23 protein-coding genes are annotated in these 23324 nt (G+C 70.4%); 12 read left to right on the top strand and 11 right to left on the bottom strand.

Going from position 1 to position 23324, the window contains the following annotated elements; genetic code table 11:
* Positions 1-19: 19 nt before the first annotated feature.
* The 4 genes from tilS (at position 20) to folE (ending at position 4770) form a co-directional block, all read left to right on the top strand.
* Positions 20-1192, top strand: a complete 1173-nt coding sequence (gene tilS / locus ACGFX9_RS28045) for a tRNA lysidine(34) synthetase TilS (protein WP_393477878.1) — start codon at positions 20-22, stop codon at positions 1190-1192.
* Positions 1193-1243: 51 nt separating this feature from the next.
* Complete coding sequence (gene hpt, locus ACGFX9_RS28040; protein ID WP_135330538.1) at positions 1244-1804, top strand: hypoxanthine phosphoribosyltransferase; 561 nt, start codon at positions 1244-1246, stop codon at positions 1802-1804.
* A gap of 193 nt (positions 1805-1997) precedes the next feature.
* Positions 1998-4034, top strand: coding sequence for an ATP-dependent zinc metalloprotease FtsH (gene ftsH, locus ACGFX9_RS28035; protein WP_393477876.1), 2037 nt, complete (start codon positions 1998-2000; stop codon positions 4032-4034).
* A gap of 130 nt (positions 4035-4164) precedes the next feature.
* The gene (gene folE / locus ACGFX9_RS28030) at positions 4165-4770 is read left to right on the top strand and encodes a GTP cyclohydrolase I FolE (RefSeq protein WP_393477873.1); all 606 of its coding nucleotides are present in this window, start codon (positions 4165-4167) and stop codon (positions 4768-4770) included.
* A 25-nt stretch (positions 4771-4795) separates the two neighbouring features.
* Here folE and ACGFX9_RS28025 read toward each other — a convergent pair whose 3' ends face one another.
* The 6 genes from ACGFX9_RS28025 to ACGFX9_RS28000 all read right to left on the bottom strand — a co-directional run bounded on the left by ACGFX9_RS28025 (position 4796) and on the right by ACGFX9_RS28000 (position 9785).
* On the bottom strand, positions 4796-5281 hold the full coding sequence (locus ACGFX9_RS28025; protein WP_393477870.1) for a DUF3180 domain-containing protein: 486 nt from the start codon (positions 5279-5281) through the stop codon (positions 4796-4798).
* A 65-nt stretch (positions 5282-5346) separates the two neighbouring features.
* Positions 5347-5958, bottom strand: a complete 612-nt coding sequence (gene folK / locus ACGFX9_RS28020; protein ID WP_393477867.1) for a 2-amino-4-hydroxy-6-hydroxymethyldihydropteridine diphosphokinase — start codon at positions 5956-5958, stop codon at positions 5347-5349.
* Entirely contained in the window at positions 5955-6314 is a 360-nt protein-coding gene (folB, locus tag ACGFX9_RS28015) for a dihydroneopterin aldolase (RefSeq protein WP_393477862.1), read from the bottom strand. The genes folK and folB overlap by 4 nt, the downstream gene beginning before the upstream one ends.
* 133 nt (positions 6315-6447) lie before the next feature.
* Positions 6448-6996: a nuclear transport factor 2 family protein gene (locus ACGFX9_RS28010; RefSeq protein WP_393477858.1), complete on the bottom strand. Its 549-nt coding sequence runs from the start codon at positions 6994-6996 to the stop codon at positions 6448-6450.
* Positions 6993-7865 carry a dihydropteroate synthase gene (gene folP, locus ACGFX9_RS28005; protein WP_393477855.1) on the bottom strand — a complete coding sequence of 291 codons (873 nt, stop codon included), beginning with the start codon at positions 7863-7865 and terminating at the stop codon, positions 6993-6995. The genes ACGFX9_RS28010 and folP overlap by 4 nt, the downstream gene beginning before the upstream one ends.
* 30 nt (positions 7866-7895) lie before the next feature.
* Positions 7896-9785, bottom strand: coding sequence for a phosphatidylglycerol lysyltransferase domain-containing protein (locus ACGFX9_RS28000; RefSeq protein WP_393477850.1), 1890 nt, complete (start codon positions 9783-9785; stop codon positions 7896-7898).
* 163 nt (positions 9786-9948) lie between these two features.
* Here ACGFX9_RS28000 and ACGFX9_RS27995 point away from each other — a divergent pair, with 163 nt between their 5' ends.
* The gene (locus tag ACGFX9_RS27995) at positions 9949-11067 is read left to right on the top strand and encodes an alpha/beta hydrolase (protein ID WP_393477846.1); all 1119 of its coding nucleotides are present in this window, start codon (positions 9949-9951) and stop codon (positions 11065-11067) included.
* Between the two features lie 61 nt (positions 11068-11128).
* On the opposite strand, the gene ACGFX9_RS27990 is transcribed toward ACGFX9_RS27995, so the two are convergent.
* Positions 11129-12286, bottom strand: coding sequence for an ABC transporter ATP-binding protein (locus ACGFX9_RS27990; RefSeq protein WP_393477841.1), 1158 nt, complete (start codon positions 12284-12286; stop codon positions 11129-11131).
* A 134-nt stretch (positions 12287-12420) separates the two neighbouring features.
* Here ACGFX9_RS27990 and ACGFX9_RS27985 point away from each other — a divergent pair, with 134 nt between their 5' ends.
* The 4 genes from ACGFX9_RS27985 (at position 12421) to ACGFX9_RS27970 (ending at position 15943) form a co-directional block, all read left to right on the top strand.
* Complete coding sequence (locus ACGFX9_RS27985; RefSeq protein ID WP_393477838.1) at positions 12421-13149, top strand: ABC transporter permease; 729 nt, start codon at positions 12421-12423, stop codon at positions 13147-13149.
* A complete protein-coding gene (locus tag ACGFX9_RS27980) occupies positions 13146-13814 on the top strand; it encodes an ABC transporter permease (RefSeq protein ID WP_393477835.1) in 669 nt (222 codons plus the stop codon). The genes ACGFX9_RS27985 and ACGFX9_RS27980 overlap by 4 nt, the downstream gene beginning before the upstream one ends.
* A gap of 69 nt (positions 13815-13883) precedes the next feature.
* A complete protein-coding gene (locus tag ACGFX9_RS27975; protein ID WP_393477830.1) occupies positions 13884-14858 on the top strand; it encodes an ABC transporter substrate-binding protein in 975 nt (324 codons plus the stop codon).
* A 95-nt stretch (positions 14859-14953) separates the two neighbouring features.
* Positions 14954-15943, top strand: coding sequence for a hypothetical protein (locus ACGFX9_RS27970; protein WP_393477825.1), 990 nt, complete (start codon positions 14954-14956; stop codon positions 15941-15943).
* 12 nt (positions 15944-15955) lie between these two features.
* On the opposite strand, the gene ACGFX9_RS27965 is transcribed toward ACGFX9_RS27970, so the two are convergent.
* Both ACGFX9_RS27965 and ACGFX9_RS27960 read right to left on the bottom strand, forming a co-directional pair.
* The gene (locus ACGFX9_RS27965) at positions 15956-17299 is read right to left on the bottom strand and encodes a PH domain-containing protein (protein WP_393477820.1); all 1344 of its coding nucleotides are present in this window, start codon (positions 17297-17299) and stop codon (positions 15956-15958) included.
* Complete coding sequence (locus ACGFX9_RS27960) at positions 17296-17814, bottom strand: PH domain-containing protein (RefSeq protein ID WP_393477815.1); 519 nt, start codon at positions 17812-17814, stop codon at positions 17296-17298. Before ACGFX9_RS27960 ends, ACGFX9_RS27965 begins: the two co-directional genes overlap by 4 nt.
* Positions 17815-17877: 63 nt before the next feature.
* Here ACGFX9_RS27960 and ACGFX9_RS27955 point away from each other — a divergent pair, with 63 nt between their 5' ends.
* A complete protein-coding gene (locus ACGFX9_RS27955) occupies positions 17878-19029 on the top strand; it encodes an NADH-quinone oxidoreductase subunit D (RefSeq protein WP_393477811.1) in 1152 nt (383 codons plus the stop codon).
* Here the strand turns inward: ACGFX9_RS27955 and ACGFX9_RS27950 are convergent.
* Positions 18994-19965 (bottom strand): SAM-dependent methyltransferase, encoded by a 972-nt coding sequence (locus ACGFX9_RS27950; protein WP_393478606.1) that lies wholly within the window; start codon positions 19963-19965, stop codon positions 18994-18996. The two genes, ACGFX9_RS27955 and ACGFX9_RS27950, sit on opposite strands and share 36 nt — an antisense overlap.
* 186 nt (positions 19966-20151) lie before the next feature.
* Here ACGFX9_RS27950 and ACGFX9_RS27945 point away from each other — a divergent pair, with 186 nt between their 5' ends.
* Together ACGFX9_RS27945 and ACGFX9_RS27940 are read left to right on the top strand one after the other, a co-directional pair.
* Positions 20152-21354 carry a sensor histidine kinase gene (locus ACGFX9_RS27945; RefSeq protein ID WP_393477807.1) on the top strand — a complete coding sequence of 401 codons (1203 nt, stop codon included), beginning with the start codon at positions 20152-20154 and terminating at the stop codon, positions 21352-21354.
* Positions 21355-21450: 96 nt separating this feature from the next.
* Entirely contained in the window at positions 21451-22125 is a 675-nt protein-coding gene (locus tag ACGFX9_RS27940) for a response regulator (protein WP_393477803.1), read from the top strand.
* Between the two features lie 21 nt (positions 22126-22146).
* Here the strand turns inward: ACGFX9_RS27940 and ACGFX9_RS27935 are convergent, their stop codons facing one another.
* On the bottom strand, positions 22147-23259 hold the full coding sequence (locus tag ACGFX9_RS27935) for a DUF5937 family protein (RefSeq protein ID WP_393478603.1): 1113 nt from the start codon (positions 23257-23259) through the stop codon (positions 22147-22149).
* Positions 23260-23324: the final 65 nt, after the last annotated feature.

Raw genomic sequence — 23324 nt, 5'->3', positions numbered from 1 at the left:
TTCACGAAGGGAACCGGACATGGGTCCCCATCCTGCGGTCGCGGCGATACGCCTGGCGGTCCGCCGCGTACTCCACGACGTACTGACCGACCTCCAGCGCACAGATACCCCGCGCACAGATACCCCGCGCACAGATACCCCGCGCACAGATACCCCGCGCACAGATCCCCCGCGCGCCGACGCACAGCGCAGCCCCCAGCACGTCCCCGCACCCCCCGCGGACCCCGCACGCCCCGCTCAGCCCCACCCTCCACACGGGCAGGCCCCCGCGCCACTCGTGCTCGTCGCGTGCTCCGGTGGCGCCGACTCCATGGCCCTCGCCTCCGCCCTCGCCTTCGAGGCCCCCAAACTCGGCATCCGCGCCGGCGGCGTCACCGTCGACCACGGGCTGCAGGACGGGTCCGACCTGCGCGCCGCGGAAGTCGTGGCGCGGCTCACCGCCCTCGGCCTCGACCCCATCGAGTCCGTCGCCGTGGACGTCGGCAGGGACGGCGGCCCCGAGGCCGCGGCCCGCGACGCACGGTACGGCGCGCTCGACACCGTCGCCGACCGCCATGGCGCCGCCGCGATCCTGCTCGGCCACACCCGTGACGACCAGGCCGAGACCGTCCTGCTCGGCCTCGCCCGCGGCTCCGGCATCCGCTCCCTGTCCGGGATGGCGGCCGTGTCCGGCGGACCGGGCGCCGACCGCCGCTACCGCCGCCCGTTCCTGCACATCGACCGGCAGACCGCCCGCAAGGCCTGCATGGTCCAGTCGCTGCCCGTCTGGGACGACCCGCACAACACCGACCCCGCCTACACGCGCTCCCGGCTGCGGCACGAAGGCCTGCCCGCGCTGGAGAAGGCGCTCGGCAAAGGCGTCGTGGAAGCACTCGCCCGTACGGCCCAGCTGTCCCGGGACGATGCCGACGCCCTGGACACCTGGGCCGCGCAGGCGGAAGCCTCCGTGCGCGACGCCGCGGGCCTCCTGGAGTGCGCCAAGCTCTACGCCCTGCCGCCCGCCGTACGCCGCCGCATCGTGCGCCGCGCGGCCATCGAGGCGGGCGCCCCGGCCGGTGCGCTGTTCGCCAGACACCTCGAAGAGGTCGACCGTCTGATCACCGGCTGGCGAGGCCAGGGAGCCATCAACCTCCCGGGCAAAGTCGTCGCCCAGCGCCAGGGTGGCAGACTGGTGATCCGGCAAGGCTGTTGACCGAGGGGCTCCTGGCCCCGGCGCGGCCGGTGGGACGGACGACCGAAAGTGATGCGGGTGGACGCGAAAGACATGGGCACCGACCTTCAGTCGGTGCTCATCACCAAGGAAGAGATCGACGCGAAGCTGGCTGAGCTGGCCGCCAAGATCGACGCGGAGTACGCGGGCAAGGACCTGCTGATCGTCGGAGTGCTCAAGGGCGCGGTGATGGTCATGGCGGACCTGGCGCGTGCGCTGTCCACCCCGCTCACCATGGACTGGATGGCCGTGTCGTCGTACGGCGCGGGCACCCAGTCCTCCGGTGTCGTGCGGATCCTCAAGGACCTGGACACCGACATCAAGGGCAAGCACGTCCTGATCGTCGAGGACATCATCGACTCCGGTCTGACGCTGTCCTGGCTGCTCTCCAACCTGGGTTCGCGCGAGCCCGCGTCGCTGAAGGTGTGCACGCTGCTGCGCAAGCCGGAGGCGGCCAAGGTCGCGATCGACGTGGAGTGGGTCGGGTTCGACATCCCGAACGAGTTCGTCATCGGGTACGGCCTGGACTACGCGGAGAAGTACCGCAACCTGCCGTTCGTCGGCACCCTCGCTCCGCACGTCTACGGCGGCTGAATCCCCGGCCTCCCGGCCAACTCCGCACGAGCGGCCGGGAACCCTCACCCGTTTCCCGCCGTTGAAGCATGCGAAGACGGGTTTGTCAGCCGTCCCGTGCGGCTTCGGGTGACAATGCTGGGGTACCGTCCGAAGAACAGTCTTTATCAAACTCACTATGGCAGGAGGGACGGGGCGTCTTCGCTCCGTATGGATGGACGTGAAGCGATACTTCCGTGGGCCAGTCATGTGGATCGTGCTGGCCGTCCTTGCCGTGGTCGTGTTGATGCAGGTCGTCGGTTCGTCCGGCGGCTACAAGACGGTGGACACCGGCCAGGTAGTGCAGGCGATCAACGACGACAAGGTCGAATCAGCCAAGCTCACCACCGGTGACGAGTCGACCATCAAGGTCGAACTCAAGGGCGACCAGAAGATCAAGGACAGCAGCAAGATCCAGGCGAGCTACATCGGCGACCAGGGCGTCGCCATCGCCAAGATCTTGCAGGACAAGTACCAGGACAAGAAGATCCCGGACGGTTACACCGTCTCGCCGTCGAAGCAGAACCCGTTCGTCGGCATCCTTCTTTCCCTGCTCCCCTTCGTACTCATCGTCGTTGTCTTCCTGTTCCTGATGAATCAGATGCAGGGCGGCGGCTCCCGGGTCATGCAGTTCGGGAAGTCCAAGGCCAAGCTGATCACCAAGGACACCCCCAAGACGACGTTCACCGATGTGGCCGGAGCCGACGAGGCCGTCGAGGAGCTGCACGAGATCAAGGAGTTCCTCCAGGAGCCGGCGAAGTTCCAGGCGGTCGGGGCCAAGATCCCCAAGGGCGTGCTCCTGTACGGCCCGCCCGGTACGGGTAAGACGCTCCTCGCGCGCGCTGTCGCGGGTGAGGCCGGCGTCCCCTTCTACTCGATCTCGGGTTCCGACTTCGTCGAGATGTTCGTCGGTGTCGGTGCCTCGCGTGTGCGTGACCTCTTCGAGCAGGCCAAGGCGAACGCCCCGGCGATCGTCTTCGTCGACGAGATCGACGCCGTCGGCCGTCACCGCGGTGCCGGTATGGGCGGCGGTCACGACGAGCGCGAGCAGACGCTGAACCAGCTCCTCGTCGAGATGGACGGCTTCGACGTGAAGGGCGGCGTCATCCTGATCGCCGCCACGAACCGGCCCGACATCCTCGACCCGGCGCTCCTTCGCCCCGGACGTTTCGACCGGCAGATCGCCGTCGACCGCCCGGACATGATCGGCCGTCTGGACATCCTCAAGGTGCACCAGAAGGGCAAGCCGGTCGCCCCGGACGTCGACCTGGGCGCGGTGTCCAGGCGTACGCCTGGCTTCACCGGTGCCGACCTGGCGAACGTGCTGAACGAAGCGGCGCTCCTGACGGCGCGCGGCGACAAGAAGCTGATCGACAACCACGCGTTGGACGAGGCGATCGACCGCGTTGTGGCGGGCCCGCAGAAGCGGACCCGGATCATGTCCGACAAGGAAAAGAAGATCACCGCGTATCACGAGGGCGGTCACGCCCTGGTCGCCGCGGCGTCTCCGAACTCGGACCCGGTCCACAAGATCACGATCCTGTCGCGCGGACGGGCCCTCGGTTACACGATGGTCCTGCCCGAAGAGGACAAGTACTCGACCACGCGCAACGAAATGCTCGACCAGCTCGCATACATGCTGGGCGGGCGCGCGGCCGAGGAGCTCGTCTTCCACGACCCGACGACGGGCGCGGCGAACGACATCGAGAAGGCCACCGCGACCGCACGGGCCATGGTCACGCAGTACGGCATGACCGAGCGGCTCGGCGCGATCAAGTTCGGCGGTGACAACACCGAGCCGTTCCTCGGCCGAGAGATGGGTCACCCGCGCGACTACTCGGAAGAGGTCGCGGCGCTGGTCGACGAAGAGGTCAAGAAGCTCATCGAGACCGCGCACAACGAGGCGTGGGAGATCCTCGTCGAGAACCGCGACGTTCTCGACAACCTGGTCCTCCAGCTCCTTGAGAAGGAGACCCTGAACAAGGAGCAGATCGCCGAGGTCTTCGCCGGCATCGTGAAGCGCCCGGCTCGCCCGGCGTGGACCGGTTCCACCCGGCGCACGCCCTCGACCCGCCCGCCGGTGCTCTCCCCCCGGGAGCTGTCACTGACGAACGGAGCGAACGGCGCCACCCCCGCGGTGACCGCCGGTGCGACGGAGTCCCAGCCCTCGACCGGCATCGAGGTGGCCCCCGAGGACAGCCCCGAGAGCTGACCCCGAGCGCCTCAGCAGGCCCGGAATGGATGCTGCGCCCCCCTGGTTCTAGCCTGGGGGGCGCAGTTTTTTCATACGCACCAGTTTTTTCATACGCACTGATGCGGGACGCCAGGAACGAGGCACACATATGACCGACCCCGTGACGCTGGACGGCGAGGGCGCGATCGGCGAGTTCGACGAGAAGCGTGCCGAGAACGCCGTGCGCGAGCTGCTGATCGCGGTCGGGGAGGACCCGGACCGTGAGGGTCTGCGGGAGACTCCCGCACGCGTGGCACGCGCGTACAAGGAGATATTCGGCGGTCTGCGCCTCAAGGCCGAGGACGTCCTGACGACGACGTTCGACCTGGGCCACGACGAGATGGTCCTGGTGAAGGACATCGAGGTGCAGAGCTCCTGCGAGCATCACCTGGTGCCGTTCCACGGCGTCGCGCACGTCGGCTACATCCCGTCGTCCGACGGCAAGATCACCGGCCTGTCGAAGCTCGCCCGCCTCGTGGACGTGTACGCGCGCCGTCCGCAGGTGCAGGAGAGGCTGACCACGCAGATCGCGGACTCCCTGATGGAGATCCTTGAGCCGCGTGGCGTCATCGTCGTCGTCGAGTGCGAGCACATGTGCATGACCATGCGCGGGGTGCGCAAGCCGGGCGCCAAGACGATCACGTCGGCGGTGCGCGGGCAGATGCGGGACCCCGCGACGCGCAGCGAGGCGATGAGCCTCATCATGGCGCGCTAGGCCCCGTCCGGCGGCAAAAGCCGTCTCAGGCGGCCGCGGCCCTCTCGCCGTTCTCGTCGTCGTCCTCCGGGAGCTTGCAGACCCGCTCCAGGAAGAAGGCGGCCGCTATCACCGCGATGCCCGCCACGAGTGAGAGGCCCGCGTAGATCGCCTGGTCCCGGCGGGCCGGGACGTCGAGATACTCCAGGAGGAAGGCGCCCGTGCCGCCGTACATCCCGGCGACGAGGGCGGCGACCAGGGCGCTGGCCTGGCCGAAGACGACGGCCCGCGCGGCCATCATCGGCTCGACGCCCTTGGCGCCGGGACGCCGCTCGCGCTGCGCGCGCAGCCTGGCCCGCAGCGAGAGCGCCGTGGCGAGGAGCACCGCGGCGATCACCGCGAGCACGATGGGAGCGGCCAGCGGGACCCGCGGGAGGGTACCGACGGAGTCCCACAGCCGGGCGCCCGCCCAGGACAGCACTCCGGCCACCACGAAGAGGCCGGCCAGTGTCCTGATGCGCAGCTGCTTCACGGATGGACCCTTCGTCGTCGTACGGACCCGCCAACTCGTCGTGCGGGTCCGTTAGACCCTAACGACTACTCGGGCAGCCGGAGTTCCAGGTCGGCACGGGGCGTGACGCCATCGCGGGTGATCTTGTCGAGCAGCTCCGCGACCGCGCCGCGGCCGGCGAGGTGCGCGTCGGGCTCCACGTCGTGCCAGGGGGCGAGCACGAAGGCCCGCTCGTGCGCGCGCGGGTGGGGGAGCGTGAGGTCGGGGTCGTCAGAGACGACGTCCGCGTACGCCACGATGTCGACGTCGATCGTGCGTGCGGCCCACCGCTCGTCCCGTACGCGGTGGAAGGCTTCCTCGATGGCGTGCGCCCGCTCCAGGAGCGAGGACGGCGGCAGGGTCGTCTTCACCACGACCACCGCGTTGAAGTACGACGGCTGCGTGCCGGGCTCGACGCCCCAGGGCTCCGTCTCGTACACCGGAGAGACCGCCTTGACCCGCAGGCCGGGGGTGTCCTCCAGGGCGTCGACGGCGCCCTGGATCGTCTCCAGGCGGTTGCCGAGGTTGCTGCCCAGGGAGATCACGGCGCGTTTGGGGTTGGAGAGGGTGGTGTCGGCGGCGTCCACCTGCTCGACCACGGCGGTGGGAACCGGCTGGACGGTCGGGTCGCTCTGCCCTTGCGTGGAAAACGCGGTCATACTCGGCTCCGGGTGATGGTGACGGTCACGTCGTCGAAGGGGACGGTGATCGGGGCGTCCGGTTTGTGGACGCACACCTCGACCTCCAGGACTCCTTCGTGCTTCAGACACGTCTGGGCGATGCGTTCGGCGAGCGTCTCGATGAGGTCCACGGGCTCGCCTTCGACGGCGGCCACGACCTCCTCGGCCACGATGCCGTAGTGCACGGTCTTCGCCAGGTCGTCGTCGGCCGCCGCCGCTCGCGTGTCCAGGCCAATGACCAGGTCCACGATGAAGGTCTGGCCCTCTTCGCGTTCCCGCGGAAAGACACCGTGGTGTCCACGGGCCTTGAGGCCGCGCAGCGCGACACGATCCACGCGAATCACTCCTGCAATCGTCGGTATCGGCAGGCCTGCGCCGAGTGCGGTCGGCACAGCAGCCTCGATCGAATCTACCTGCGAGCTCTGACAGTCCTTGCCCGCGGGGGCTCCTGTACGCCCGCCTACCCACTCAGGAGGGTGACTCCTCGCCCTCTTCGTCATCGGTTTCGGCGAGTACGGGTGAGGCGTGGTGCGACCAGAGCTTCCAGCCGTCGGCTGTGCGGCGGAACACATTCGTGGCGACCACGAGCTGGCCGACGAGCGGGCCGAGCTCACCGCCGGCCTCGGGCGGCGGGCCGCCGCTGAGAATGTTCTCGGTGCAGGTCACCAGGGCGGTGTCACCGGCGACGCCGACGTGCACGTCGGTGAGGAAGAACTGGATGTACTCCGTGTTCGCCATGATCAGCGCGTACGACCTGAGGACCTCGCCGCGGCCCGTGAGGACCGGCCAGCCGGGGTGGACGCAGGAGATCGCGGCTTCGTCGTCTTCCTCGTCGTCCCCAAGGCCCCGGTCCTCGGGGTCGTCAAGGCCGTCGGGGCCGGCCGTTTCCGTGGCCAGGGCCGATTCCGTGTCCAGCCACAGGTCGGAGAGCTCGTCGAAGTCGCCGCGCTCCAGCGCTTCGTAGAAGGCCGTGTTGGCCGCCTCGACCTGCTCGACGTCCGTCCGCGCCGCGGTCACAGAGAGCCGCCGGCCGCGCTGGTCACGGCGTGTGCGACACGGACCGCGTCGGCGGTGGCCCGCACCTCGTGCACGCGGACCGCCCAGGCGCCCTGGTGGGCCGCGATGGCGGAGACGGCGGCGGTGGCGGCGTCGCGCTCACGGGCGGGCGGCGGCGCGCCCTCGGGGCCCGCGAGGACCCGGCCGAGGAAACGCTTGCGGGAGGCGGCGACCAGGATCGGGTGGCCGAGCTCATGGAGGCGGTCGAGCCGGGCCAGGAGCGCCAGGTCGTGCTCGGCGTCCTTGGAGAAGCCGAGACCCGGGTCGACGACGACGCGCCCGGGGGCGATGCCGCCCTCGATGGCGGCCTCCACGCGCGCGTGGAGCTCGTCGACGACTTCGGAGACCACGTCTTCGTACACGGGCTTGGCGTGCATGTCGGTGAGGAAGCCGCGCCAGTGCATGACCACGAAGGGCGCCCCGGCGGCGGCGACCGCGGGGACCATGCGCTCGTCTGCGAGGCCGCCGCTGACGTCGTTCACCAGGACGGCGCCCGCGGCGAGCGCCTGCTCGGCGACGGTGGCGCGCATCGTGTCCACGGACACCGTCACGCCCTCGGCCGCGAGCCCCCGCACGACGGGGACCACGCGCCGCAGCTCCTCGTCCTCGTCCACGCGCGAGGCGCCGGGACGGGTCGACTCACCGCCCACGTCGACCAGGTCGGCGCCCTGGACGACGAGGTCGATGCCGTGCTTGACGGCGGCCGTGGTGTCGAACCAGCGGCCTCCGTCGGAGAAGGAGTCGGGGGTCACGTTCACGACCCCCATGACCGCACAGCGGCCCCACTCCGGCAGCCCCTCGACCGATCCCCGCCCGCTCAACGTACTCATGCCTCCAGCCTAGGCCCGTGGGGGCGGGCTCTACGCCGCCTGGACCTCGCGCTCCGCGGTCCGGTGCGGGCAGGGGCGGCGCTGCGCCCCGGCCCCGCGCAGGAAGCGGGGCAGTGCGAGCGTGACGAAGCCCTCGGCCTGCATGGCGGCGAAACCGATGCGGGGGAGGTCCTTGGAGGAGCGGTAGACGACGAAGCGGGGCTCCCAGCGGGGGCGGAACTTCGCGTTGAACTTGTACAGGGACTCGATCTGGAACCAGCGGGAGAGGAAGACGAGCAGGCCCCTCCAGGCGCGCAGGACGGGCCCCGCGCCGATCTTCTCGCCGCGGGCGAGGGCCGCGCGGAACATCGCGAAGTTGAGCGAGACGCGGGCGATGCCGAGCTTCGGGGCGGCCTGGAGGGCGGCCACGATGAGCAGCTCGTTCATGCCGGGGTCGGCCGAGCGGTCGCGGCGCATGAGGTCGAGGGAGGCGCCGTCCTTGCCCCACGGAACGAAGTGGAGGACAGCTTTGAGGTCTCCGTAGGGGCCCGGTTCGGCGTCCGCCTTGTGGGCGGTCGCGATCAGACAGTCGCCGTCGCCGGGGTCGCCGATCCGGCCGAGCGCCATGGAGAAGCCGCGCTCGGTGTCGGTGCCGCGCCAGTCGTCAGCGGCGCGCTGTATCCGCTCAAGCTCCCGCTCCCCGAGGTCACGCACGCGCCGTACGCGCGTCTCGTAGCCATTGCGCTCGATCCGCTTCACCATCTGGCGTACGTTGCGCATCGCACGCCCGGACAGGGAGAAATCCGCGACATCCACCACCGCCTCGTCACCCAGTTCGAGGGCGTCGAGGCCGGTTTCGCGTGTCCAGACCTCGCCGCCCGTCTCGGAGCAGCCCATGACGGCGGGCGTCCAGGAGTGGGCCTTCGCCTCGTCCATGAAGCGTTCGATCGCGCCGGGCCAGGCCTCCACGTCGCCGATCGGGTCGCCGCTCGCGAGCATCACCCCGGAGACGACGCGGTAGGTGACCGCCGCCTTGCCGCTGGGCGAGAAGACGGCGCCCTTGTCGCGGCGGAGCGCGAAGTGGCCGAGCGAGTCGCGGGCACCGTGCTTGTCGAGCAGGGCGCGCAGCTTCGTCTCGTCGTCCTCGGTGAGGCGTGCGGCCGGGTGTTCGGGGCGGAAGGCCAGGTAGATGGTGGTGATCGCGGTGAGCAGGCCGAGCGCTCCGAGGGAGTAGGCGACCGTCCACGACGTACGTCCGTAGTAGTCGACCGGGCCTTCGAAGCCGAACAGGCCGTACAGGACGTGGGCCAGCCGCTCCGTGATGCTCGGATCGCCGATGACGTTGCCCGGGTGGGCGCTTACGATCACCAGGCCGAGGAGGAGGGAACCGGCGCCCAGGAGCACGAAGTTGGCCAGCGCCCGCCACCGGCTGCGGGGGTCGGGCAGCGCGGCGAACTCGCCCCGGTGGCGCATGAGCAGCGTCAGGAGCGCCAGCGAGATCAGTACGCCGATGATCGAGTGCCGGTAGGCGAACTGGGCCACGGCCCCGACCGGGAGCAGCACCACGGCGGCCCGCCAGGCCCGCCGCTTGTGGCGGCGCAGGCCGTGCGCGAGCAGCAGCAGGAGGACGCCGGAGCTGAGCGCGAGGGCGGCGGCGAAGGGGCCGAGCGCGCCGGGCAGGACCTCGGCGATCGCGTGCATGCGGCTGTGCCTGAAGCGCGGGAAGACGCCGGACGCGACGTTCAGGAGGCCTACGAGGGTGCAGGCGCGGGCGACGAAGGTCGGTACGGTCTCGGGGCGGGGCCCGCGGAGCAGCCGGCCGAGTCTGCCGTCAGGGAGCCCGCCGTCACGGAGCCCGCCGGTACGGCGCCGACCCTCGGGGCGGCTGCCCTCACTGTCCGGAACCGCGCCCGACATTTCCGCATCTATCCTGACAGACATCGCATCCCGTGGTTCTGCGAGAGATTTCGAATCCGGCACCAAAACGGCATCCGGCGACATTGCGCCCTCTAGGACGGTTCTTCTGGGAGTCGGGTTCACTCCCGACCGGAAAACCGCTGGAAAAGAACTACGGAACAGGCAGAAAGCGCAGGCGGAACACCCCATGGGTCTGACGAGCAACACGGTCATCGCGGTCACGGTGCTCATCGCCGTCGTGCTGTTCATCGGCACGGTCTGGCTCTGGCCGCGCCTGGCCCGCCGCACCTGGCGGGCCGTCACCGGCCGTATCGGGCTGCTGCTCGCCACGCAGCTCGCGGTCTTCGCCTCGGTCGGCCTCGCCGCCAATCAGGCGTTCGGTTTCTACGCCACGTGGGCGGACCTTTTCGGCCAGGAGACGAGCCCCGGAGTGGTCGTCGACCACGACCCCGCGAAGGGTGAGACCCCCGTCGACGTGCGCAGCACCCGGCCGGTGAAGGTGCCCGGCGGCGACAGGCCCTCGACCGGCGGCCAGATCCAGAAGGTCGTCGTCAGCGGGAAAGAGTCCGACATAGCAAGCCCCGCGTACGTCTATCTGCCGCCCGAGTACTTCCAGCCGCGGTACAAGAACCGCACGTTCCCCGTGTCCGTGGTGCTGACCGGCTACCCCGGCACCGCCGAGGCGCTGATCAAGGGCCTGCACTACCCGCAGACCGCCCACGCGCAGGTCAGGCGGGGCACGATGGAGCCGATGATCCTGGTCATGATGCGGCCCACCGTGGCGCCGCCGCGGGACACCGAGTGCGTGGACATCCCCGGGGGCCCGCAGGCCGAGACCTTCTTCGCCAAGGACCTGCCCGGCGCCATTTCCGCGCACTACAGGGCGGGCCGTACGGCGGGCAGCTGGGGCGTCGTCGGTGACTCCACGGGCGGCTACTGCGCCCTGAAGCTCGCCGTGCACCACCCCGATGTGTACGCGGCGGGCGCGGGCCTTTCCGCGTACTACAAGGCGCCCATCGACGTCACGACGGGCGATCTCTTCCACGGCGACAAGGAGTTGGAGCGGCACGCCGACCTCATGTGGTCCCTGGATCACATGACGCCGCCCAAGACGTCCCTCCTTGTCACCACCAGCAAACAAGGAGAGGACAACTACGGGGACACGGAGAAGTTCATCGACAAGGTGAAGGCGCCCACCAGGGTCTCGTCGATCACGCTCGACAGCGGCGGGCACAACTTCAACACGTGGCGCCGGGAGATTCCCGCGACGCTGGAGTGGCTCAGCGGGCGGCTCGAAGGCAAGTAAGCGCCCACAAGAAGGTGCCCATAGCTAGGCGTCCCTCAAGAAAGCACCCACAAGTAGCCGCTCAGTTACCGGCGATGGCCGTGATCGTCTCCAACTCGACCTCCCCGCGCGCGATGTCGCGGGCGTCGGCGGCCGTCGACCTGCGCAGGGCCTCGTGCAGCCGGGCCGGGGTGAGGACACCCAGGAAGCGGCCCTCGCTGTCCTTGTCGATGACCGCGATCCAGCCCGCGTCGTGCTGCAGCATCGTGGCGAACGCCTGCTTCAGGCTCGCGCCCACCGGAAGCCACGCCTCCATGCGGCGGGCGCGGTCCCGGACCGTCCCGGAGCCGCCGTGCGCGTGCTCGGCGGAGATCCAGCCGTGCAGGTTGTTCTCGCCGTCCAGGACGACGGCCCAGCGGGCGTCGAGCTTCGCGGGCAGCGGGTCGTCCAGGTGCAGGACGGGCGGCTGCTCCAGGTCGCCCTCCTCGATGGGCGTCACGGAGAGGCGCTTGAGGCCGCGGTCAGCGCCGACGAAGTCGGCCACGTAGCCGTTGGCGGGGGCGCCCAGGATCGTCGAGGGGGTGTCGAACTGCTCGATGCGGCCCTCTCCGTAGACGGCCATGCGGTCGCCGAGGCGGACCGCTTCCTCGATGTCGTGCGTGACGAAGAGCACGGTCTTGCGGACGGCCTGCTGGAGGCGGAGGAATTCGTTCTGCAGGTGCTCGCGCACCACCGGGTCGACGGCGCCGAACGGCTCGTCCATCAGGAGCACGGGCGGATCGGCGGCCAGGGCGCGGGCGACGCCGACGCGCTGGCGCTGGCCCCCGGAGAGCTGATCGGGGTAGCGGTCGCCGAAGGTGGCCGGGTCGAGGCCGACCAGGTCGAGCAGTTCGGCGGCGCGCTCGCGGGCCTTGCCGCGCTTGACGCCGAGGAGGTGCGGGACGGTCGCCGTGTTCTCCAGGACCGTCTTGTGCGGGAAGAGGCCGACCTGCTGGATGACATAGCCGATGCGGCGCCGGAGTTGAACCGGGTCGATGGCGGATATGTCGTCACCTTCGACGTATATCCGGCCCTGGGTCGGCTCGATGAGACGGTTCACCATCTTCATCGTCGTGGTCTTCCCGCAGCCCGACGGGCCCACGAGTGTGACCAGTTCGCCCTCGGCGACCTCGAAGGACAGGTCGTCCACGGCGGTGGTGCCGTCCGCGTACCGCTTGGTGACGTGCTCGAACCGGATCATGATTCCCCATTGTCGCGGGCATTGTGTAAAGCCCATGTTGCGCCAGTACGACGAGTCTCGGCGATTGTCGGTGCTCCGCGTTAGGGTCTCGCCAGACGGCCTCAGAATTCAGGACGCGGGGGGAGTGGGGCGGGATGAGCGAGCAGAACTGTCTGGTGACGAACGACTGGATCTGCGGTGAGTACGTCAGTTCCCGCAGCCAGGAGCTGATCGACGCCACCGTGCAGCACATGGGCATCACCGCGGCCTCGGTCGCGATCGGCGTCGCCGTCTCGCTGCCGCTCGCGCTGCTCGCACGCCGCTGGCGCTTCCTCGCCGGGCCGATCCTCGGCGTGACGACCGTCCTCTACACCGTGCCTTCGCTGGCGATGTTCTCGCTCCTGCTGCCCTTCTTCGGGCTCTCCGCCTCGCTGGTGGTCACGGGCCTCGTGCTGTACTCCCTGACGATCCTGGTGCGCAACATCCTGGCGGGGCTGCAAGCCGTGCCGGAGGAGGCACGGGACGCGGCCAGGGGGATGGGGTACGGGCCGCTGCGGCTGCTGTGGGAGGTCGAACTGCCGCTCGCGCTGCCCGCCTTGCTCGCCGGTGTCCGCATCACCACCGTCTCGACGGTGGCCCTGACGACCGTGGGCGCGATCGTCGACTACGGAGGCCTCGGATCGCTGATCCTCGACGGCCTCGACACGACCTTCAAGGCGCAGGTGCTCACCGCCTCCGCGCTCTGTGTCCTGCTCGCCGTCGTCGCCGACCTTCTGCTTCTCGTGCTCCAGCGGTGGCTGACGCCGTGGACACGCGTGACCCGCATACGCACGAACCGCACCGCCCGCGCGGAGCGCCCGGCCAAGGTGGTTGAACCCGCATGAACGCGATCACCGGTGCGTACGACTGGCTGACCACGGACGCCAACTGGCAGGGCGAGAAGGGGGTGTGGCACCGGCTGGCCGAGCACCTCTACTTCAGCGGTGTGTGCCTGGCCGTCGCGTGTGTGATCGCGCTGCCGATCGCGCTGTTCCTCGGCCACATCGGCAAGGGCGGCGCCCTCGCGGTGAACATCTCGAACATCGGCCGTGCCGTGCCGACCCTCGCGGTGCTCGTGCTCCTCACACTCACCCCGCTCGGTGAGCACGGGGACATACCGACGCTGATCGCGCTCGTGCTGTTCGCGGTGCCGCCGCTGCTGACCAACGCGTACATCGGGATGCGTGAGGTCGACAAGTCGGTGGTGGAGGCCGCGCGGGGCATGGGCATGAGCGGCCGCCAGCTGTTCGCGCGGGTCGAACTGCCCCTCGCGTACCCACTGATCATGACCGGCGTCCGGTCCGCCGGCGTACAGGTCGTCGCCACGGCGACGCTGGCCGCGATGGCGGGCGAGGGAGGCCTCGGCCGGATCATCACGGCCGGGTTCAACCTGCAGAACACGCCGCAGGTGGTCGCGGGGGCGCTGCTCGTGGCGGTGCTCGCGCTGTTCGTGGAGGTGGTGCTTGTCGTGGTGGGGAAGGTCTTCAGCCCCATGCGCGGGCGGGCGTAGCGCAGTGATCCCAGTGATCCCAGTGATCTGTTTCCCAAGTCCCAAGTCTTTCGAAATGGTGGTTCACCGATGAACAGCACAACGCGTCGTGCGCGACGGATGGCAGGGGCGGCCGTGGCCGTCGTGGCGCTGACCGCGGGGCTCACCGCGTGCGGCGGGGACAGCCTGGAGAAGGACAGCGGGGGCGGCTCGGACAAAGCGGGCGGCAAGGGCAAGATAGTGGTCGGGTCGGCCCGTTTCACCGAGCAGAAGGTGCTCGCCGAGCTCTACGCGGGCGTACTCGACGACGCGGGATACGACGCCGAGGTCAAAACCGTCCAGAACCGCGAGGTGTACGAACCCGAGCTGAAGAAGGGCTCGATCGATGTCGCTCCCGAATACGCGGCGACGCTCGCGGAGTTCCTGAACCTCGGCAAGAACGGCCCGAAGGCGAAGCCGGTCGCGTCGAATGATGTCGACGCGACGGTGGCCGAGCTGAAGAAGCTCGCCGAGCCGCGGGGCCTGAAGGTGCTTCCCGTCGGTGAGGCCGTCGATCAGAACGCGTTCGCGGTGAGCAAGGAATACGCGAAGGAGCACAAGCTCAAGACGCTTTCCGATCTCGGTAAGTCCGGCGAGAAGGTCAAGATCGCCGCGAGTGACGAATGCGAGTCGCGGCCGTTCTGCGCTCCGGGACTGAAGAAGACGTACGGCATCGACATCACGGGAATCGACCCCAAGGGCGTCGGCACCACACAGTCCAAGCAGGCCGTGAAGAACCGCACCGACCAGGTGGTGCTGACCACGACCACCGACGCGACGCTCGACAGCTTCGGTCTTGTGGCCCTTGAGGACGACAAGAAGCTCCAGAACGCGGACAACATCCTTCCGGTTGTGAACGCGAAGGAAGCGGGCGACAAGGAGATAGCCGAGGCCCTCGGGAAGCTCACCAAGGCGCTGACGACGGAAGATCTCGCCGAACTCGACCGGAAGGTCGATGTGGAGCGGCAGAAGGAAGCCGATGTCGCCCGGGAGTATCTGGAGTCGAAGGGATTGATCAAGAAGTAGCGGCCGGCCGGGAAGGGCGGGGGATTCGGCTCTCGCGCGGCCATTTTTGGCGGGCGGGGCAACAGAGTTCGCCTACGCGCGGTAAGTTTCTGGCCATGCCACGTGGACGTCACCGCCATTCCCCACCCTTGCACAGGCTGCTGCCTCCCTCGACGGTCGCAGGTCTCTCCCTCGTATGCGCCGGTGGCGCCTGGTTGTTCGCGGAACCCATCGTGCTCCGCGGCCTCGCCGCCGCCGCTGCCGCGACAGCCGTCGTGGGCTCGGTCGTCATGCGCCGCTGGGACCTGGCGGCCGGAAAACGCGTCGCCGAGCTGGGCCGGGCCCGCAAGAGCGACGAGTGGCGTTACGAGGAACGCATAGCCGAGTGCGAATCCGACCTCGACGAGTCCCGCGAACTGCGGGGCCGCCTGGAGACGAAGCTGCGTTCAAAGCGCGCCGAGCTCGCCGCGCTGCGCAACGAACACGCGGCGCTGCTGCGGCGCTACGCGACGGCGGAGACCGAGCGGGCCAGCGCGCTCGAGGGACGGCGGCTGCTCGCCATCGAGGCCTCCGCTCCGGCGCGGGCGCTGCCACCGGCCCCGGCGGCCCGTGCGCAGGCGCCGGCCCCCGTCGTGCGCCCGGGGGCGATCGCGCCTCCGTCGTTGTACGACCGGGCGAACATGGCGCTCGACCGGCTGACACCGAAGCCTTCCCCCGACGGCGGTGCTGCCCGGCAGCGCACGGACGGGGACGAAGCGCGGGGGAAGTCCGGGGCGGCCGACGGGTACGGCGGGCATGAGCGCGCGGTCGCCGTCGCGCCGCCCGCACACCGGCGGCGGCCGGTCGCCCAGGGCGGCTTCGACTTCTTCGGTACGAAGAGCGAGACGACCGCCGGGGCGCTGGAGGCCGTCCAGAACGTGGACCTCGCCGATGTCGTGGGCGAGGAGGCACTCGCCGTGCACAAGGCGGAGGCCGAGGCGGAGTTCAAGCAGGCCCCGGAGGGCGACGCCGCCGAGCGGGGCGTGGGCCAGGTCATCGACCTGACGGCGCATGACGAGACCGAGCAGATCGACGTGGCGGAGCTGCGGTCGGCGCTTCGGGCGTAGGCGGGACGCCCCTCACGCCATCCACCGGTCCGGCCGCGCGGTCCTGCGCCCCGTACGGGAGCGCTCCGCCTGCGCGGACAGCAGTGCGACCGCCTCCCCGGCGGGACGCAACCGTGCCGTCACCGTCTTGTTCGCCCCCGTGTCCACCTGGACGTCGGCCACGCCCTTGTACCGCTCCCAGGGCCCCTGCCTCAGCCGCACGCTCTGCACCTTCGCGTGCGGTACCAGGGAAAGCCGGCGCCGCAACAAGCCGTGCCGGGCCGCGAACACCGTGTCCGTCACCGCGAGTCCGTACCCCTTCCACCACACCGGAAGGCACCACGCCGCGCGCGCGGGCGGGCGGATCAGCTCGGCGGCGGCCGGCACCCGGACACCCGGCAGGATCCGCGCGATCACCGACTCCGCGACCTCCCGCGAGGCGACCGGGACCAGGACGCTGTTGGACGAGCCCGCCACATCCAGCTCCACCCGCACCCAGCCACGCCGCCGCCACAGCCACGGCTCCACGACCCGCACCGTCTGCACCCGGCCCGGAGGCACCGTCTCGTGCGTCTTGTCGAGCAGCCCGTGGTCGATGCGCAGGCCGTCGGGGGACTCGCCCACCTGCCAGTCGTACTCCCCGATGAAGCGCCCCACACTGCTCGCGAACGCCCCGCCCAGCATGGGCAGTCCGACCGCGAGGACCGTCCACACGTTGTGGGTGATGAACCACAGGAAGGACGGCACGGCGAGCCCGGCGACGAGCATGCCCCACGTCGTGCCGGTGAGGAGGAGTGAGACGGCGAGCATCCGTGGTTGAACGTGCACCAGGTTGCGGACCGGGGCCTCGCCGACCTCGCGGGCCGTCTCGGGCGCGAAACCGGCTGCCCGCGCGAGGAGTTCGGCCCGCAGGACGGAGGCCTCCTCCTGGCCGAGATAGGCCAGTTCGTCCTTCTTCTCCGTCCCGACGACATCCAGCTTGAGCTTGGCGACACCCACGATGCGGGCCGCGAGCGGCTGCGTCACGTCCACCGCCTGCAGCCGGTCGAGCCGGATGTGCGCCGTACGCCGGAAGAAAAGACCGGTGCGGATGCGCAGCTCGGTGTCGGTGACGGCGAAGTGCGTGAACCACCAGCTCAAAAAGCCGTACAGGGCGCCGCCCAGGAGGACGACGGCGAGCCCGGCGAGCAGTTGGGCCGCGGCGAGCTCGGAGACCCGGCGCTGGGCGCCGTTCGGGTCGTGCACGGCGAAGCCCACGAGGACGGCGACCGGCGCCCATGCCCTGCGCAGGGGCGTCACGGGGTGCAGACGCCGTTCTCGTACGTCTTCGGCGCCAGGGGCGTGTTCTTCCCCCGCCGCCTCCCGTACGCCGCTCACAGCCCCGCCGAGCGGGCCTCGCCCAGTTCGGTGAGCCGGTCGCGCAGCCGCTCGGCCTCCTCGGGGAGCAGGCCGGGGATCCGCGCGTCCGTGGCCGCCGCCGCCGTGTGCAGCTGCACGCTCGCCAGGCCGAAGCGCCGCTCCACGGGCCCCGACGTCACCTCGACGAGCTGCATCCGGCCGTACGGGACGACCGTCTCCTCGCGCCAGAGCACGCCCCGGCTGATCAGCAGGTCGTCGGCCCGTTCCGCGTACCGCCAGGACCGCCAGTTGCGCCCCAGCACCGGCCAGCCCCACACCACGACGGCCAGCGGAAGGGCCGCGAAGGCCGCCCACGCGGGCCCGGCGAACATCCCCAGGAGCACCCCGACGGCCGCGGCGAGCGGCACGAACCACACCACGAGGAGCAGCCGCCGCATACGCAGCAGCCCCCGCGGCAGCCCGGTCCACACCGGCTCCGCCTCTGTCCCGGCAGGCTGCGCCGGTCGTGCGGGCTGTGCCGTCCCCGTATCCATGCCTCAAGCCTACGTAGCCGATGTGACAGTCGCGTATGGCCGTGCGTACGAGAGAATGCGCGCATGAGCCCCACGACGGAGACCACGCTCGGCATCGGCGGTGCCGCGGAGAGCACCGACATGGTGCTCAACATCGGCCCCCAGCACCCGTCCACGCACGGTGTGCTGCGGCTGCGCCTCGTCCTCGACGGCGAGCGGATCCAGCACGCGGAGCCGGTCATCGGCTATATGCACCGCGGTGCGGAGAAGCTCTTCGAGGCGCGTGACTACCGGCAGATCGTGGTGCTCGCCAACCGGCACGACTGGCTGTCCGCGTTCTCGAACGAGCTGGGCGTCGTGCTCGCCGTGGAGCGGATGCTCGGCATGGAGGTGCCCGAGCGCGCCGTCTGGATGCGCACGCTCCTCGCCGAGCTGAACCGCGTACTGAACCACCTGATGTTCCTCGGGTCCTATCCGCTCGAACTGGGCGGAATCACCCCGGTGTTCCACGCGTTCCGGGAGCGCGAGGAGCTCCAGAACGTGATGGAGGAGATCTCCGGCGGCCGTATGCACTACATGTTCAACCGGGTCGGCGGCCTCAAGGAGGACCTCCCCGCCGGATGGGCCACCCGCGCGCGCGGGGCGGTCGCCTCGGTCCGCTCGCGCATGGACGTCTACGACAAGCTGGTGCTCGGCAACGAGATCTTCCGGGGGCGTACGCGCGGTGTCGGGGTGCTGTCCCCGGAGGCGGTGCACGCCTACGGAGTGAGCGGTCCCATCGCCCGCGCCTCCGGAGTCGACTTCGACCTGCGCCGTGACGAGCCCTACCTCGCGTACGGGGACCTCCAGGACACCCTGAGGGTCGTCACGCGTCAGGAGGGTGACTGCCTGGCCCGCTTCGAGGTGCTCCTGGAGCAGACCCACAATGCCCTCGACCTCGCGGACGCCTGCCTGGACCGGCTCGCCGAGCTGCCCCAGGGGCCGATCAACCAGCGCCTCCCGAAGGTGCTCAAGGCCCCTGAGGGCCACACGTACGCCTGGACCGAGAATCCTCTCGGCATCAACGGCTACTACCTGGTCTCCAAGGGAGAGAAGACCCCGTACCGCCTCAAGCTCCGCTCGGCCTCGTTCAACAACATCCAGGCCCTCGCCGAGCTGCTGCCAGGACAGCTCGTCGCCGACATGGTGGCGATCCTTGGGTCACTGTTCTTCGTGGTCGGCGACATCGACAAGTAGGCCCTCAGCAACTCCGACCGGCTGGGACAGCCACCCGAAGTCGCCGAGTCCGCCCGGGGCGGTCAGTTCGGCCGCCTCTCCCGCGCGCGTGAGCGCCCGTACGTACGCCGCCGGATCGGTGGAGGCCAGCGAGAGCGGCGGGCGGCCACCGTGGACCCCCAGGGCGCGCAGGGCGGCGCGCTGGGTGAGCAGCGAGGCCCCGGGCAGCGCGCACGCGTCGAGCGCCACATGGGCCGTGATGTCGCAGGTGCCGTCCGGCACGGGCGCCGTCTCGCGGCCCGCGCGGAACCCCGTCAGCGTCCCGAAGGGCGGACGTCCCGCGCGGTCGTGCGCGTAGTCGACCGCGACCGCGAGGCCGCGGGTGAGCGTCCCCGTGGCCGCCGCCCACGCCTCGTCGCGGGGGCGGCCGATCTCCGCGCGCAGGCCCGGCTCCGGGGCGAGCGGCCACCAGCGCGCGAGCCAGGAGGCGTCCGCACCGTCGACAGGGGGGCCGAGGGATTCGGTGCCGTCGTCGCGTACGAGAACGTGGCGCGCCAGACCGTCCGGATCCGCCTCGACGACGTCCAGGGGGACGTTGTCCAGCCACTCGTTCGCGAAGAGCAGGCCGGAGACACCGGCGGGCGGGCGGCCTCGCCACTCGATGCGCGGGTCGAGTCCCGGCGGGCGCCCGGCCCGCTCCACCGCATAGGCACGCGCGCGTGCCGCCACATCGGCGGGCAGCGCGGCAAGGACACCCGCGGTCAACTCACCGCGCCCCGCGCCAAGATCGACGAAGGCCAACTCGTCCGGGTGGTCGAGCGCCTCGTCCACCCGGCACAGCAGGCGCGCCACGGCGGCGGCGAAGAGCGGCGTCGCGTGCACCGACGTCCGGAAGTGCCCGGCGGGTCCTTCGGGTCGCAGATAGAAGCCGTCAGGCCCGTACAGCGCGGCTTCCATGGCCTCCCGCCAGCCGCGCCGCACGCCGTGCCGCCCGCCCCCGGCCTCGTCCGCCGCCCTGCCCGCCGCCTCGTTCGTCACGCGAGAAGGCTAAGCGGGCCTCCACCTTGGGGAGTACATGCACGGGGTGCGGATCGGCCCTCCGGTTGACCCCGCGGGGCTCCGCGGCTGCCTACGCTGGGTTACGTGCAGCGCGTCTATGACTTCCTCCGCAGAAACCCGACCGGGGTCGATGGCTTCTGGGCCCTCGCCCTGCTCGGGATCTCCGCGGTCGGCCTCGTCTCCATGGCCGAGGCGGAAGGCCATGACCCGACGGTCCCGGCCGCCCTCGTCATCGTCGGAATGTCCGTGGTGGTGGCGCTGCGCCGCAAGGCCACCGAGAAGATGCTGGTCCTCGCCGCCGTCCTCGGCGTCGCCCAGCTGATCTTCGACGTGAAGACGATGCCGGCCGACTTCGCGATGCTGGTGATCATCTACAGCGCGTCGGCCGACGGCACGAAGTGGGCCTCGCGGTTCGCTCTCATAGGCGGCCTGTGCGCGGCTCCACTGTCCTCGCTGCGCTGGCCGGAGGAGAGCGTAAGCACCTTCGGGAACATCCTCTTCACGGTCTTCCAGATGGTGCCCTTCGCCCTCGCCTGGGTGCTCGGCGACTCCGTCCGCACCCGCCGGGCCTACTTCGCGCAGCTGGAGGAGCGCGCCGACCGTCTGGAGAAGGAGCGGGCGGCGCAGTCCAAGGTGGCGGTCGCCGCCGAGCGGGCCCGCATCGCCCGCGAGCTGCACGACGTGGTCGCGCACAACGTCTCGGTGATGGTCGTCCAGGCCGATGGCGCCGCGTACGTCCTGGACGCCGCCCCGGAGCAGGCCAAGCAGGCCCTGGAGACCATCTCCGGCACCGGGCGCCAGGCGCTCGCCGAGATGCGCCGGCTGCTCGGCGTGCTGCGCACCGGCGAGCACGAGGAGAGCGGTGAGTACGTCCCGCAGCCCGACGTCGAGCAGCTCGACGAGCTCATCGAGCAGGTCCGCACGGCCGGCCTCCCGGTCGACTTCAAGGTCGAGGGCACCCCGCGCCCGCTGCCCAGCGGCGTGGAGCTCACCGCGTACCGCATCGTGCAGGAGGCGCTCACCAACACCCGCAAGCACGGCGGCGAGAACACCGGCGCGAGTGTGCGCCTCGTCTACTTCGACGACGGCCTTGGGCTGCTCGTCGAGGACGACGGCAAGGGCGCGCCCCACGAGCTGTACGAGGACGGCGGCGCCGACGGCAGCGGACACGGCCTGATCGGCATGCGGGAGCGCGTCGGCATGGTCGGCGGCACGCTGGACGCGGGGCCGCGGCCCGGCGGCGGCTTCCGCATCAGTGCGCTGCTCCCGCTCAAGCCCGCAAATTGACACCTGTCACCGCGACGTTCACGCCATACGCTCATGACCGCATCCGTTCGCTCATGAACAACCGTTCGCTCATGAACATCCACGAAAGGGCCTTTGATGTCGATCCGCGTCATGCTCGTCGACGACCAGGCGCTGCTGCGCACAGGGTTCCGGATGGTGCTCGCCGCCCAGCCGGACATGGAGGTCGTCGCCGAGGCGGGCGACGGGGTCGAGGCGCTCCAGGAGCTGCGGTCGACCGATGTCGACGTGGTGCTCATGGACGTACGCATGCCGAAACTGGACGGCGTGGAGACGACCCGGCGCATCTGCCAGGACGAGAACCCGCCGAAGGTGCTGATCCTGACGACCTTCGACCTCGACGAGTACGCCTTCTCGGGGCTGAAGGCGGGCGCCTCCGGGTTCATGCTCAAGGACGTGCCCCCGGGCGAGCTGCTCGCCGCGATCCGTTCCGTGCACAGCGGTGACGCGGTGGTCGCGCCGTCCACGACGCGGCGCCTCCTCGACCGCTTCGCGCCGATGCTGCCGAACGCGGGCGGACAGCCGCAGCACAAGGAGCTCGAGCGGCTCACGGGCCGCGAGCGCGAGGTCATGATCCTGGTCGCCCAGGGGCTTTCGAATGGCGAGATCGCGGCGCGGCTCGTCCTGTCGGAGGCCACGGTGAAGACCCATGTGGGCCGCATCCTGACCAAGCTGGGCCTGCGGGACCGGGTGCAGGTGGTCGTCCTCGCCTACGAGACGGGCCTCGTGCGGGCGGGTGGCGGAGCGGCCTGAGGGCTGCCAAGGGCCGGGACGTCAGCGCAGGATGCCCTCCAGGAAGTCGCTGCCGAGCCGGGCCACCACGGTGACGTCCAGCTGATGCATCACGTACCGGCCGCGCCGCACCGTGGTGACCAGGCCCGCCTTCTTCAGGAGCGAGAGGTGCCGGGAGACCTCCGGTGCCGTCAGGCCGGTCGCGTGGGCCAGCTCACCGGTGCTGAACGGCGCGCGGGCCATGTTGCGACACAGCCGCAGGCGCACCGGGTGCGCGAGGGCCGTGAGCCGCCGCTCCAGGGTCTCCACAGAGGTGGGTGTGGCCAGGTCCGGGGCGGATACGGGGTAGTGGATCACCGGGCGCCAGCCCGGGGCGTGCAGGATCATCAGGTGCGGCCAGGCGAAGTGCGACGGCACGAACGTGAGCCCCGCGCCCAGGGTGTGGTCCAGGGCGGTAGCGGCGCCCGGCACGAGCTTGTCGGCGGTGATGCGGCGGCCGTCCTCGTCCACCGAGAGCGCCGCCGACACCGAGGCCAGCACCTCGGCGAGGCCCTTGTGGCGCAGTATCTCGGTCTTGTGCCGTGCGTCGGCGGCCAGTTGCACGCGCACCCGCCGCCAGGTGTCCGCGAAGAACGCCTCGTCACAGTCCTCAAGGAGGCGGCGCAGCCAGGCACGGACGACCTGCGGGTCGGTCAGGAGCCGCTTGGCGAAGTCCAGTTGGCGATTGCCGCGCGTGGCGGCCAGCTCCAGGGCGCGTGCACCCCGGACCGGGTCGGTGAGCGGTGAGGGACCGCCTTCGTTGTACGTCGTGCCGCAGGTGAACTCCAGGGCCGCCATGACGAATCGCTCGTCGTCCAGGCGGTCGAGAAGGTCCAGTTCCTCGGCGAGCGTCGCCCCCGGCCTGCCGTCACCGTCGACCAGCCCGGCGAACGGCATGAACACGTCCGAGAAGGTGTTCCGCCACAGGAAGTCCGCCTCGTGCAGCCGGTCGGCGAGGTCCGGCTTGAGGCAGGCGGTGGTCGCGGTGGCCCAGCCGTGCATGCCCGGATGGTGTCCGGGCTCGGCCAGCGCGTGCAGGGCAACGCCCAGCTCCGCCAAGGGCGAAGGGTCGAAGAAGATCCGCTCCTGCGGCAGGCCCGCGATCTCGATGTGCACGCTCATGGACCCATCGTGCACCGCGCCACTGACATCCCGTCCGCCGATTGACGGCCCCTGTCAAT

It is taken from the genome of Streptomyces sp. NPDC048436, from assembly GCF_043200355.1.
Classification (GTDB): domain Bacteria; phylum Actinomycetota; class Actinomycetes; order Streptomycetales; family Streptomycetaceae; genus Streptomyces.
Note: the sequence above shows the minus strand (reverse complement) of the source record. Positions and strands in the feature narration are given on the sequence as shown.